Source organism: Streptomyces sp. NBC_01474 (assembly GCF_035918215.1).
GTDB classification, from domain to species: Bacteria; Actinomycetota; Actinomycetes; order Streptomycetales; family Streptomycetaceae; genus Streptomyces; species Streptomyces aureus.
Window position 1 is genome coordinate 9,261,857 of the sequence record NZ_CP109449.1, and the last position, 13,238, is coordinate 9,275,094.

Annotated in this window: 12 protein-coding genes; 6 read left to right on the plus strand and 6 right to left on the minus strand. The window is 69.1% G+C overall.

The window, feature by feature from the left end:
• Positions 1–86 precede the first annotated feature (86 nt).
• Positions 87–2,381 (minus strand): MMPL family transporter, encoded by a 2,295-nt coding sequence (locus OG758_RS42380; RefSeq protein WP_326714743.1) that lies wholly within the window; start codon positions 2,379–2,381, stop codon positions 87–89.
• A gap of 326 nt (positions 2,382–2,707) precedes the next feature.
• Complete coding sequence (locus OG758_RS42385; protein WP_326714744.1) at positions 2,708–3,313, minus strand: GNAT family N-acetyltransferase; 606 nt, start codon at positions 3,311–3,313, stop codon at positions 2,708–2,710.
• Positions 3,314–3,463: 150 nt separating this feature from the next.
• Here OG758_RS42385 and OG758_RS42390 point away from each other — a divergent pair, with 150 nt between their 5' ends.
• Complete coding sequence (locus OG758_RS42390) at positions 3,464–3,607, plus strand: hypothetical protein (RefSeq protein WP_326714745.1); 144 nt, start codon at positions 3,464–3,466, stop codon at positions 3,605–3,607.
• Positions 3,608–3,698: 91 nt separating this feature from the next.
• Here the strand turns inward: OG758_RS42390 and helR are convergent, their stop codons facing one another.
• Entirely contained in the window at positions 3,699–5,891 is a 2,193-nt protein-coding gene (gene helR / locus OG758_RS42395; RefSeq protein WP_326714746.1) for an RNA polymerase recycling motor ATPase HelR, read from the minus strand.
• 500 nt (positions 5,892–6,391) lie between these two features.
• On the opposite strand from helR, the gene OG758_RS42400 reads away from it, so the two are divergent.
• On the plus strand, positions 6,392–6,919 hold the full coding sequence (locus OG758_RS42400; RefSeq protein ID WP_326714747.1) for a hypothetical protein: 528 nt from the start codon (positions 6,392–6,394) through the stop codon (positions 6,917–6,919).
• A gap of 67 nt (positions 6,920–6,986) precedes the next feature.
• A complete protein-coding gene (locus OG758_RS42405; protein WP_326714748.1) occupies positions 6,987–7,133 on the plus strand; it encodes a hypothetical protein in 147 nt (48 codons plus the stop codon).
• 1,077 nt (positions 7,134–8,210) lie between these two features.
• Here OG758_RS42405 and OG758_RS42410 read toward each other — a convergent pair.
• The 3 genes from OG758_RS42410 to OG758_RS42420 form a co-directional block, all read right to left on the minus strand.
• The gene (locus OG758_RS42410; RefSeq protein ID WP_326716219.1) at positions 8,211–9,101 is read right to left on the minus strand and encodes an IS3 family transposase; all 891 of its coding nucleotides are present in this window, start codon (positions 9,099–9,101) and stop codon (positions 8,211–8,213) included.
• Positions 9,094–9,393 carry a transposase gene (locus OG758_RS42415; RefSeq protein WP_114041739.1) on the minus strand — a complete coding sequence of 100 codons (300 nt, stop codon included), beginning with the start codon at positions 9,391–9,393 and terminating at the stop codon, positions 9,094–9,096. Before OG758_RS42415 ends, OG758_RS42410 begins: the two co-directional genes overlap by 8 nt.
• Positions 9,394–10,220: 827 nt before the next feature.
• Positions 10,221–10,988, minus strand: coding sequence for a GntR family transcriptional regulator (locus tag OG758_RS42420; protein ID WP_326714749.1), 768 nt, complete (start codon positions 10,986–10,988; stop codon positions 10,221–10,223).
• Between the two features lie 132 nt (positions 10,989–11,120).
• Here OG758_RS42420 and OG758_RS42425 point away from each other — a divergent pair, with 132 nt between their 5' ends.
• From OG758_RS42425 to OG758_RS42435, 3 genes are all read left to right on the plus strand, one after another.
• Positions 11,121–11,384 carry a hypothetical protein gene (locus OG758_RS42425; protein ID WP_326714750.1) on the plus strand — a complete coding sequence of 88 codons (264 nt, stop codon included), beginning with the start codon at positions 11,121–11,123 and terminating at the stop codon, positions 11,382–11,384.
• Positions 11,385–12,311: 927 nt separating this feature from the next.
• Positions 12,312–12,671, plus strand: a complete 360-nt coding sequence (locus OG758_RS42430) for an ATP-binding protein (protein ID WP_326714751.1) — start codon at positions 12,312–12,314, stop codon at positions 12,669–12,671.
• Between the two features lie 56 nt (positions 12,672–12,727).
• Entirely contained in the window at positions 12,728–13,108 is a 381-nt protein-coding gene (locus tag OG758_RS42435) for a hypothetical protein (protein ID WP_326714752.1), read from the plus strand.
• Positions 13,109–13,238: the final 130 nt, after the last annotated feature.

The following is a 13,238-nucleotide window of genomic DNA, read 5'->3' on the forward strand; positions in this document are numbered from 1 at the left end:
CACGCCCGCCGCCCCGGCGACCGTGATCACCGGGGCGGCGGGCGTGCGGCGGGGAGGAGACCCGGGCGGGGCCGGACCGCATGGGATCAGCCGCGTACGGGCTCCAGTTCCCGCTCCTCCTCGTCGTCCTCGGCTGCCGGTGACGACGACGGCGCGAGCGTCTTGTGCAGTTTCTCGCCCTCGACGTCCATGTTGGGCAGGAGCTTGTCGAGCCAACGCGGCAGCCACCAGGCCGACTTGCCGAGCAGGGCGAGGACCGCCGGGACGATGGCCATGCGGACGACGAAGGCGTCGAAGAACACCGCGATGGCGAGCCCGAAGCCCATCATCTTGATCATGTCGTCGTTCTCCATGATGAAGCCGGAGAAGACACTGATCATGATGACCGCGGCCGCGCCGACGACCCGTCCGCCGTGCTTGAAGCCGGTGACGACCGCCTCGGCGGGGCGGGCCCCATGGACGTACGCCTCGCGCATCCGCGTCACGAGGAACACCTCGTAGTCCATCGCCAGGCCGAACACCACGCCGATCATGAAGATCGGCATCATCGACATGATGGGGCCCGGCTGGTCGACGCCGACGATGTCCGCGAGCCAGCCCCACTGGAACACGGCGACGACGGCGCCGAGGGCCGCGGCGACCGACAGCAGGAAGCCCAGGGCCGCCTTCAGGGGGACGAGAACCGAGCGGAAGACCAGCATCAGCAGCAGGAAGGCGAGCCCGACGACGAGACCCAGGTAGGGCAGGAGGGCGTCGTCGAGGGTCTGCGAGAAGTCGATGGTCATCGCCGTCTGCCCGGTGACCAGGACATCGGACTTGGTGTCCGCCTCCAGGCCGCTCGCCTTCGAGCGGATCGTCTTGACGAGTTCCTCGGTCCTGTGGTCGCTCGGGCCCGTGGTCGGGACGACGGTGATGATCGCCGTGTCACCGGCCGGGTTCACCGACGCGGGCGTGACCGCCGCGACGCCGTCGACCTTGGCGAGGGACGAGCCCACCGTCTTGGCGGCGGCAGCGGCTCCCTTCGTTCCGCCCGTGTCGACGGTGACCATCAGCGGGCCGTTGAAGCCCGCCCCGAACGACTCGGACAGCAAGTCGTACGCCTTGCGCTGCGTGGTGTCCGGCGCCGACGTCCCCTCGTCGGGAAGCCCCAGTTCCAGGCTCGTCGCCGGGATGGCGACGGCGCCCAGACCGAGTACACCGATCAGCAGCACGGTGACGGGGCGGCGCAGCACGAGGCGCGCCCAGCGGGTGCCGAGGTTGGGCTTGGTGTTCCTGGCGTTCTCCGTGCTGTGCGCGGCGGCCGGCTGAGTGAGGCCCCTGACCTTGCTGTCCTTCCTGTCCGCGCGGCTCTTGAGGTTCTTACGGTCCTTGCGACGCAGGGCGCGCTTGCCCGCGAAGCCGAGCAGCGCGGGGATCATGGTGAGCGCGATGAGTACGGCGATGGCCACCGTGGCCGCTGCCGCGAGGCCCATCTTGGTGAGCATGGGGATGTTGACGACCGACAGACCCGCGAGAGCCACGATCACGGTCAGCCCGGCGAAGACCACGGCGGATCCCGCGGTTCCGGTGGCCCGGCCCGCCGCTTCCTCCGGTTCTCGGCCCTCGGCGATCTCGGCGCGGTAGCGGGAGACGATGAAGAGGGCGTAGTCGATCCCGACCGCGAGCCCGATCATCATCGCCAGCGTCGAGGTGGTGCCCGAGAGGTTGAGGACGCTGCCCAGGGCGGCGATGCCGGAGACACCGATACCGACGCCGATGATGGCGGTCAGCAGCGGAAGTCCGGCGGCGATCAGCGAGCCGAAGGTGATGACGAGGACGACCGCGGAGACGGCGATGCCGATGAGCTCGGCCGATCCGCCCATCTCCTGCTCGGCCTGGACGGCGTCACCGCCCGTCTCGACGGTGAAGCCCTCGGCGCGGGTCTTGTCGGTGGCGTCATTCAGCGTGTCATGCGTCTTGTCCGTGAGCTCCGTCGAGATCACCTTGTAGGTGACGGACGCGTACGCGGTGGTGCCGTCCTTGCTGACGGCGTTCGCCTTGTACGGGTTGGCCACGCCGGCGACCTGCGGACCCTTGCCGAGCGCTGCGACGAGCTGGTTGACCTCAGCCTTCGCGGCGGGGTCGGTTATCTTCTCGCCCTCCGGCGCGCGGATGACGACTCGGGCGGTGGCGCCCTCCGCGCTGGCGGCGGGGAAGCGCTCGTCGAGCAGGTCGAAGGCCTTCTGGGAGTCCGTGCCCGGCATGGAGAACGAGTCGGCGGGCGGCGCGGGCGCGGCCGAGGACGCGTATCCGATGCCGCCCAGGAGCAGCACCCACAGCAGTGCCACATAGCGGCGCCGCCTGAAGGAGAGGCGCCCTAGTTTGTAAAGGAAGGTAGCCACGGCGAAAGAGACTCCCGTCGGGTGGAGGCGGAGGCAGGCGCGACCGCCCGGCGGTGCCCGTGGCACGTCAGGGAAGTCAGCAGGATTTCTCCCTCTATCGTCGCCGCATTCCGGAGCCCGGATGTCAGACTCCGGGACGGACTCCGGCCCACGGCTGCGGTACTCGGACGAGGTCGCCGGTCATCCCCCGGTATGACCGCCGGACCCCTTTTGTAGAGCGATGGGTGCAGGAGGGGGGTGGAGGCGGGGACCTGAGGACGAGTCCGCCTCCGGCGCCGGGCTCGTGACCGACCTCAGCGTCTGCGCAGGTCAGGTGGGCTATGGCGTCAGGCGCAGTCGGGTGGAAGGATCATGTCCAGCGACGATGTGCCGTCCGGTCCGGTGAAGGGACCGACGAGCTGGAACCCAGCCTTCTCGTAGAACCGCAGCGCCCGCGCATTGCCGGCGAGGACGCCGCCCCACAGGATGACCCGCGTCCTGCCGAGCTGTCGTACGGCCTCCATGACGAGCGGCAGGACGAGCGAGCCCACCCCACTGCCCTGGTACGCGTCGGCCAGCGTGGGGCCGAAGCGACAGTCGGTCTGCTCGGTGAGGTGGATCCCGGCGGTCCGGTAGCGCGCGGTGTCGCCGGCAGTGAGCGCGAGGCTGAGCTCGAACAGGCCGACGATGCGCGCCGACGACTCGTCCTCCAGCACCAGCCGCAACTTGTCGTAGCGCGCGATCGCGTCACACAGCTCCTGGGCCGCCGCGAGGTCGTAGCCGTCGAAGGTGCTCAGCCGTCTCGACTCCGGGGAGAGTCCCTCAAGGAAGCCCGCCAGGCGCTCCGCGTCGGCGTGGACGAGAGGGCGGAGTACGGCCTGCGAACCGTCGCGCAGGCGCAGGCGGCTGGTCAGGACCAGCGGTTCCTCAGCGATGTCGGTGAGTGTGAGCACTGAGACATTGTGCTGCTGAGGGGGAGGGATTCCTCCCAGGATGTTTCTCTCCCAGGACGAAAGTCTCCTCTTTGTGGGCGTGCGCAAGGGTGCCAATCTCGTCTCTGGCGCCACACGTGTCGCCGCTATCGGCACCACAAGGAGCACGGCATGGCAGAAGAGCAGTCCGCAGCGCACCGCTTCATGGAGCACCTCGCGCTGTGGGAGGGCGCCGGCGACGGCATCGAGGAGACCGCCTGGCTGGAGAAGGTCCCCGAGGCGACGTACAACGGCCCGCGCACCAGCGGCCGTTGACCGGTGATCGACAGCACCCTGCCCTTCGACCACGCCAACACACGGCGGCCGCGCGCCTGCGCACGCACCGGGCCCACCGGCCTCTCCCAGGTCAGGGACTCGTCAGGATGACGAGTTGCTGTGTCGCCCGGGTCATCGCCACATAGCGGTCGACCGCTCCCTCGATACTGTCGCCGTACTCCTGCGGGTCGACGAGGACGACCAGGTCGAATTCGAGGCCCTTCGACAGCTCCGGGGTCAGGGACCGGACGCGTGACGTCGCCGGGAACGCGGGGTCGCCGATGACGCAGGCGATCCCGTCGTCGTGTGCGGCGAGCCACGTGTCGAGGATCGAATCCAGGTCCGTAACCGGTCCGTGGACGACCGGGATGCCGCTGCTGCGGATGGACGTCGGCACGTTGGCGTCGGGGAGCTCGGCCCGGATGACGGGCTCGGCCTCCGTCATGACCTCTGCCGGAGTGCGGTAGTTGATGCTCAGGGACGCCAGCTCGATCCGGTCGAGACCGGCCCGCTCCAGGCGTTCCTCCCACGACTGCGTGAACCCGTGCCGTGCCTGGGCGCGGTCACCGACGATGGTGAAGCTCCGGGACGGGCAGCGGAGGAGCAGCATCTGCCACTCCGCGTCGGTTAGTTCCTGCGCCTCGTCCACGACGATGTGCGCGAACGGTCCCGCGAGCCGGTCCGGGTCGGCGGTGGGCAGCGCGCTCTCGTCGATCAGGCTGTCCTGGAGGTCCTTCCCGCGCAGCATTCGCACCGCGCCCTCGCTGTCGTCGCCGGCCGAGTTGAAGTCGGCGGCCGAGATGATGTCGTCGATGACGAGGGCCATGTGCTCGCGCTCGGCGGCGACCGCGGCGTCGTGCTGCCGCTTGCGCCGCGCGGCCTCCGGGTCACCGAGCCGCTGCCGAGCCGCGTCCAGGAGCGGCAGGTCGGACACCGTCCAGGCCTGGGGGGCGTCCTTGCGCTGCAACTTCGCCACGTCGTCGCGGTCGAGCCAGGGGGCACACATCCGCAGGTAGGCGGGGACCGTCCACAGGTCGGAGACGAGGTCGGCGGCCTCGAGCAGCGGCCACGCGCTGTTGAGGGCCGCGACGAGGTCCCGGTCCTGCCGCAGCGACCGCAGGAACAATTCGGGCGAGACGCCGTCCTCGTCCTCGTCCATGCCCTGCTTGTCCATGAGGATCGAGGCCAGTTCCTCCCAGACCTGCTCGCGCGCCTCGTTGTGCGGAGCGCCCGGACCCGGCGCCTTGAAAGCCTCGGCCCAGTCGTCGGCGCTCACCCAGATGTCGGACCAGGCCGTCGTGGCGGTCATGCCCTTGGTCGGCGGCTCCTCGTAGAACCTGACGGCCTTCTCGATCGCTCGCACCATGTCCGCGGACGACTTGAGGCGGGCCACGTCCGGGTCGGTCTCCACGGTCGCCGCGGAGCCCTCGGTGACGAGGTCCTGCAGGATGCAGGTCTGTACACCGTCCTCTCCGAGGCTGGGCAGGACATCGGCTACGTAGTCCAGGTAGGGCCGGTGCGGACCGACGAACAGCACACCGCCCCGGCGGTGGCTGAGGCGCGGGTCGGAGTAGAGGAGGTAGGCGGAGCGGTGCAGGGCGACGACGGTCTTGCCCGTGCCGGGGCCGCCGTCGACGACGAGGGCGCCGCGTGAACCGGCGCGGATGATGGCGTCCTGGTCGGCCTGGATGGTGCCGAGGACGTCGCGCATACGGGCCGACCGGTTGCTGCCCAGGCTGGCGATGAACGCGGACTGGTCGTCGAGCGCGGCGTGTTGCTCCAGGCCGTCGGCGGTGAACACCTCGTCCCAGTAGTCGCTGATCCGGCCGCCGGTCCAGCGGTACCGGCGGCGGCTCGCCAGGCCCATCGGGTTGGCGTGGGTCGCCCCGAAGAAGGGCCCGGCGGCGGGGGAGCGCCAGTCGACAAGCAGCCGGCGACCCTCGCTGTCGGTGAGGCCGAGCCGCCCGATGTACAGGGGCCCGGCGTCGTCCGCGCCGACGACACGGCCCAGGCACAGATCCAGGCCGAAGCGGCGCAGGGCGCGCAGGCGGCCGGTCAGCCGGTGGATCTCCGAGTCCCGGTCCATCGCCTCGCGGCCGATGCCGCCGGGGGCCCTGCGCAGGGCGTCGAGACGGTCGGAGAGTTCGGTGATCGTCTGGTCGAGGCTGCTCGCGATGGCCGCGAAGTGCGCCTCGTCGCCGGCGATCAGGGTCGCGTCAGCCTTGGAGGAGAGACGCTCGGGAAGGCGGAACGCACTGGTGGTCGTGGAAGTACTGGAGGTCATGTCATCAGCTCCGATCCGAGGTCACGTCTGCGAAGTCCGACGGTGCGCACACGCGCACCTCGGCACTGAGCGTCCACACCGGGGACACGAGTCCCACCACCGGTTCGACGCCACCGCGCGACCTGTCGACCGACAACAACACATGCACTTCGTTGATCTCCCATTTCCGCAGGTTCGGGCCTCGGCCAGCGATTGTGCGGGATGGTGGGGGCCTTGCCGCAAGCCCCCCAGTGCGCTATAAGTTAGAAGTGGCAAGGAGTGGGAAGACCTCCTTGCCTTTCTTGTTTCTACGCCTTCCTTGCTGTCTGCGGACGGGCACATCCCTCAAGCGGTGGCGCCGCGCAACGCTCCCGCGGCATCGGCCGAAGATTGCCGGACACAGGCAGTGCGCTGGACTCACCGCGCAGGCATGCTGGTGCCCTTCGGCAGAGATGGGGGCGTCAGTGGAGGCAAGCACAACCCGCAGCGTGGCGCGTGCGCGCGTGGGATCGGGGCTGGCGGTGGCTGTCCTTCTGCTGCCCCTCGCCGGCTACGGACTGGCCCGCACCGGGGCGGTCCCCGAAGGCACACCGATCGTGCTCGCCCTGCTGTGCGGGATCATCGGCCCCGTCCTCCTCACCGAGCTGTCCGAGGAGCGAGCCCCGTTCCGGCACTCGTCGTCGCACCTGACCGCGCGCACCCTGACCGGCGAACGCTCCGTCGACCTGAACGGGATCGCCACCGTCCGCCTGCTCACGACCTTTTCGTACGGCGGCCCGCACCGCACCCTGCTGGTGTGCGACGCCCATGGTGTGCGCCTGGGCATCACGACGAAGAGATCCCGCGGGAAGCTTCGCCGAGCGATCGAGAAGGCCGACGCGAACGCCGCGCGAGGATTCCCCCGCCCCCAGGTGAGCCGTGCGGCCCGGGCATACCTGGGCCTTGCGCCGGGACGAGGGCTCGTCGTCCACACGGTTCTCACCTTTCTGCTTCTGACGACATCAGCGACCCTGTACGTGGTCGTTGCGGTCCGACTCGGCGGGCAATGAGAGCTGGGGAGCACTACGTTCCCTATCGCAAGACGTGCTGAAACGGCAACTCGGCCCGGAGAAAGCGATGTTCGCTCCCGAGGGCCGGACCGTGCTCGCCGCACTCCTCGCACCGCTGCCCCACGAGGTGCTGCACCGTCTGCGCCTGCAGGAACGGCCGGACACGGCCCTGCGATGGCCTGCGCCGACGGCGTCGACGAACCCGCCGACGTAGCCGGATGGATGGACCGGTGCCGCCGCGGCAGAGCTGGTGCGGGCTGGTGCGGGGGCGCCAGTGCGACGACGGTGGTGGTCGGCTGAGCGAGAGCCAGGGCGAAGGCGGCCGGGCTGGAGATAAGGCTGGCCCACGCACTGGCCCGTCCGAGACGGACGATGCGGCGTGCGGTGGAGGTCGAGACCGGCCGCGGTCGGCGGCGCCTCAAGGGTGGGTGCTGGCATCGGCGAACTCCCGGAGGGGGAGGCTGTTGATGCCATGAGCCAAGCCAACAGGGCGTACCGGTTTGCGTACCGGTTTCTGGGGTCTGCGGTTGCGAGTTGGTCACGTTGGACCGGTACGCAAACCGGTACGCGTTTCGGCACGCCCTTCTGGTGACGCCCGCCCCAACGCGTACCGACACGCGTACCGGTCCGGGGAGTGCGCAGCGACCGCGAAAGGTCAGGCGAGCCTTCACCCAACGTGTCCAACTATGGGGCTGCGTAGCGGCCGACGGCCGACTGCGCACCCTCGTTCTCGGAAGCTGCGCAGTGTGGTGCGCAGCCTCCTCACGCCTCGGTGCCGCAGTGACCTGTGCCGGTGCCGGGGTACGGCCTACGACTGCGCAGTGCCCTATGGATCCCGTACTCGGGGTGCAGTGCGCAGGTGCTCGGGCTCGCTGCGCAACGCGGTCCTGGGAGTGCGCAGCACGCCTGCCCGGCCCCGACTCCGGCTGCGCACTGCCGATCGAGGCGCGTTGCGCACCGGGTACTGCGCAACCCGTACCGGTCGATGGTGAGCGGTCGTAACGCCCTTGCGGGGCCCGCCAAAACGCGTACCGGAAGGCTAGAGCGGCACGGCAAAACGCGTACCAATACCTGAGCGACCGTTGCGTCCTGCTGACCATAGGTGCGCCTAACAGGTCATTGACCTGGGTGTTCTGTAGGCCGGTGCGCGTTTCGATACGTGCTTATCCGCCCCGGTAGAACGCGTAGCGGTCGCCGGATGGCGATGGGCGTGGGCAGTCGCGCGGCGCCCCTCGAAGCCGGGTGGCACGGGATCGGCTGAAGCTTCCCCGTGATCTTGGACACTTGATCTCTATGCTGCGAGGCCGTGTTGGTGCCGTTGCCGGGTCTCGGCTGGGGTGAGGTAGCCGAAGGCCTTGTGCTTGCGTAGTCGGCGGCGGTTATAGAACGTCTCGATGAAGTCGAAAACGTCGGCGCGGGCGGTGGCCCGGTCGGGCCAGACTCTGGTGCCGATCTCTTCCTTGAGCAGGGCCCAGAAACTCTCCGCGGCGGCGTTATCGAAGCATGATCCGGTGCGTCCGCAGCTTTGCCGGAGGTTCAACTCACCTATTTCACAGCGGAATTGACTGCTGGTGTATTCGCTGCCGCGGTCCGAATGCGCTATGCAGCCGGGCCGGAGCCGCCCACGGCCGGCGGCCATCTTCAGGGCATCCACGACCAGGTCTGCGCGGTGGTGGTCGGCCATCGAGTAGCCGACGACCTCGCGGGTGGCCAGGTCCAGCCAGCAGGCGAGGTAGAGCCAGCCCTCGGCGGTCGGGAGGCAGGTGATGTCGCCGACCAGCTTCGTGCCGGGGATCTCGGCGTGGAAATCCCGGCCGATCAGGTCTGGCGCCGGCTTCGCCTTCTTATCCGGCCGGGTCAGCGACCGCCGCCTGCGGCGATGGGCTCCCTGAATACCGTGCTCGCGCATCAGGCGGGCGACCCGCTTGCGGTTCACACGCCGCCCCAGACGCCGCAGCTCGGCATGGATGCGCGGGACGCCGTAGGTCTGGCGTGAGCCGACGTGGATGACGGTGATCTCGTGTACCAGGGCCTCGTCGGCGGCCTTGCGGACTGATCGGGTCCTGGCCGCGGCGAGCCAGGCGTAGAAGGAGGAGCGGGCAACCTTCAGCAGCCGCAGAGGAAAGCGACGCCGTGGGTGGTCTTCTCCGCCTCGATGAACGCGTACGTGTCGTTCACCGATCGCTCTCCTTCGCGAAGAAGACCGCGGCTTTTCGCAGCACCTCGATCGTCTTGGCCTGCTCGACGTTCTGCCGACGCAGCCGCCTGAGCTCCTCGCGCTCGGCCGTGGTGAGCTCACCCGGGGCTCCCTCGCCCCGATCTGCCTTGGCCCGGCGATACCAGCCGCGCAGGGACTCGGAGCTGATGCCGAGATCCCGGGCGACCGCCGTGACCGTCTTGCCCGAAGAGTCGACGAGCGCGATCGCGTCCCGCTTGAACTCCTCGGTGTACCGCTTCGTGTACTTGCTTCCCACCTGGCGCTACTTCCTCTGGAACCTCAGGTCCCAGTCTCCAGGTGTCCACGATCAAGGGGAAGGTTCACATGTGGTGCTGCGCAACCACCCGCGAGCCGTTGCGCAGGCGGCGACAGGCGAGTGCGCAGTGGCGCCCGGCGGTGCGGTGCAGCGAGACGCGTACCGGTATGCGTACCGGTCTGCTGTGACGGACTCTGATTCAGTCGTGATCGCGGAGCCTCCTAGTGGAGGTCGTGATGGAGTGGCAGTGCCCGGGTGAGGGAGGCCCAACGCCTGTGACGACCCGCTCGGGCCGCGGCCGCCAGCACCGGCGTCGCCGACAAACTCACCCTCAAAACCCCTAGCAAAGTCACCTGCAAAATGGGCCTCAAAGTCCCTAGTGCACCCTCCACCGCTTGAGAGAGGAAACGGCAGGTCAGATAGGCCGGTACGGGCGTACCGGTCTTGCCGACAACCCCTCTCACGCACCCTTCGGCCTGGCAGACAAGGTGGAAGGAAGTAGAAGAGAAAGAGCAGGCGGCAGGACTAGGCCGGCGCGTGCGCGCTCGGGGTTCGGAGCCGCGTTCTGCCTTGTTGCGCGTCGGCTGGGGGCCTCCGCGCTCGGGGCCCGATGAGACGGGCCGCGGCGGGAAGGGGGGCGGAGACGGGGTGCATCACGCGCTGCCTGGACGGAGATTCAGGCGGGGCGGCTGACGATGGCCTGCTGCACGGCGCTCGCCGTGCAGCAGGCCATCGGCCGATTCCAGGAAGAGTCGGGGAGCCGTGGTTCGACGTGGAGATGGCTGAAGCGGGCGGTGCGTCACCCCGAGCCGGAACCTGGATGTGGGTTACTGATCCGACCGTTCTATGCCGTACTCGTAGGCGACTTCCCAGCGCACGTCGGGGACGACGATGTCCGCCGTTTCGACGGGACGACCGTCGGTGTCGTAGTAGGTCCGCTCGATCAGCAGTACCAGGTCGCCGACACTGATGCCCAGCAGGTTCGCCTGGGCCTGGGTGGCACGCCCCGGCCGCGGGATCTCGACGGCGTTGTCGATGACGATGCCGATGGACCGCATCCGCTCCACAACGCCGCGGCCGGCGAGTGGGCCCATCTCGGGCAGCACGATCGGGCTCTGGCCGGTGACGGCCATGGGCTCCCAGCTCGCCGAGGTCTGTACGGGTCGGCCATCCGCGAGGAATTCGTAGTCCGTTCGCACACAGAGGTCACCTGGTGAGATGCCGAGGCGCTGGGCAATGTGGTCCGGGGCGGGAGTTCGGGCCTGTGAGTTGGACTCCCAGGCGCCGGCCTGTCCGAGTTCGCTCATGTCGGCGCGGAAGGGGGAGCCGCCGCGTCGTTCGCGGTGGCGCGAACGCACCATGCGGCGACGCTCACGTGGGCGGCATACGTATGTGCCTGACCCGGAGCGGCCTTCCAGGATGCCTTCGATGATCAGGCGTTCCGTGGCCTTTTGGAGGACGTTGGGGCCGACGGAGTAGTGCGCGGCGAGCTGGGCGCGGCTGGGCAGCCGTTCGCCGACTCCCCACTCTCCGGCTGAGATCCGGCGGCGCAGGTCGGCGGCGACTCGCTGGTACGGCGGCGGCTCGTGCCCCATGTGGTGTCTCCGTACGTCGGCGTGGACAGAGGCGGCGGGAATTACTGCATCCCGATTGACAAGCTAATGCATCAGCAGCAAGCTAATGCATCAGATCTACGTTGCGTGATGAGGCCTGTGTGGGGGAGAGCTGTGGACTCACCGAAGAACCGCACCAGCCGGCTGGAGGCACTGTTCCAGCACGCCTTCGCCACTCCACCCCACACCCAGACCCTTACAACCGTCATACGCGTCACCGCACCAGTCCCGGACGACCTCGACGAAGACGTACGTCGCAGGCTGCTCGCAGCGCTGCAGGCCACGGCAGACCGGTTCGGCCATATCGCCGCCCCGGATGGCTCCACCCTGTGGGCCGAGGTCGATCGCCCGCCGACGACAAAGAAGGGCCACTCTTGAGTACCCAAGCCCACCCCGCCCCCGCGTCATGTCTCGTTCCTCTCCCGCCCAAGCCAGGTACGCCAGGCGACGTGCGGGCCCGCGAGCATGACGGCCTGAGCACGCCGGCCGAGGTCTGGGAAAGGATTCGAGGCAACGCCTGTGCAGGATGCGGGAGTACGAAGAACCTGCAACCCGGTGGGTTCGCCTACGTCAAGTTGCGAGGATTACTTGGCTACGCGGTGCGGGTCTGCCCCAACTGCCCTCGCTCTGTCCGGGGCACGCGGTGATGCCCGCCTACGGCAGGGCCGAGAGCTGGACGCCAGGCGCCGAGCCGGGGGAGGGGCTCCAGCGGGCCTGGCGGTTGGGCCGCTGTGGCACTGTCAGGATCACCGATGCGGAGGTGTTACGCGTCAGTGGCACCGTGGCCGTCGCGGCTCTGGCTGTTCTTGAGGCGAACGGAACACCGCTGGGGCCGATCCTGGCCAACCGCGCCCGCTCCACGGTCGAAATTGTCGTCGCGGCGGGCACGGGAGCTACCTGGCCTGCGCTGCCGGCCACCAACTGTGTTGAGGACGCCGTGATGCGGTGCCCTGCACCTGAGTTCACGGCCGCCAGCCGCCGCCACACGGGCGGTCGCACGTGGATCTGCGCCCCCGGTCCCGAGAGGCCGGCCACCACCGACAGCGACGTGCTGTGCGAGGCCATCACTACCGCACTGGTCACGTTGGAGTCGCCTTGGCTCGCCTTCGCGGGAGCGACATGCTCGGGAGGTGCGCGCCTCACATGAAACCGACTCCTCCTGCGCGCTACGACTCCACCGCGCAAGTCCCGGGCCGTGACCTCGAACCGGTCCCTGCACAAGGCCTGACCACAGCTCACCCCACAGCCGGCACTTGTCCACCGCGCCGGCGCAGGGTGGCCTTGCCCGGAGCCTTGCGTTCCAGCGTGGCCCACGCCCGCGCGCACACGGTCGATGCTCTGCGGGAGTGGCAGATCGACGACGACATCGTCGAGGCTCTGCGGCTCATCGTCAGTGAGCTCGTCACCAATGCCGTGGTCCACACAGCGAGTCGGACCATCGAGATCACTGTGTCCGTCACCGCCACTGAGGCCATCGTGACCGTCACCGACCAGGGACTGTCCGGAACCCCCGTCGCACGACAGGCGTGCCCCGAGGAGGAACACGGACGAGGCCTGGCCCTCGTCGACGCCCTGGCCACCCGATGGGGGTCCACACCGCTGGCCGACGGGACCCACGTTGAGGCCGCGGTCACTCTTCCTGAGCAGACGGCAGGCGCGCTGTGACAGCGCGGGAAGCTCCCCACGCACCTGCCCTCCGCGCGACGCGGGCGGACCCGCCCATGGTCGTGGAGCAGGCCCCGCCGCAGAAAATCCATGACCGGCAACCTTCCCAAGCGCCAGTGCGCGGTTCCTTTTGGTGCGATGTTGCCGCTCACCTCTGCGACGGCCGCATGCTCTGGCTGGGCGGACAGGCCTGCTGGACACCTGAGCAGGCGCTGGCCTGGATCGGATGGCGAGCCGGACACGTTGCCGACCAGCTCGATGACCAACTGGCCCGACCGGTGCGCGCATGGATCCAAGACCACGCCGAGCACCAACGGGCGGGCGGACAGCTCGCTCGGGGGATCACCTATTCGCTCGTCGTCTGCGACGGCAGCGTCCAGTTCGTCCTGGCAGCCACGCCCGGCGCCTTCGACCCCGACGGAGAGAGTCCGCCATGAGGCATGCCCTGCCCTGCCGTCCCCGCGGCGACACCCCATAGATCTCTGCCCGGTGGCCCGGATGACCTCGGCCCCGGCCATCGGGCAGGGCCTAGCCGTCCGCTGCCGCTCGGCGCCGCCGTCGGCTACA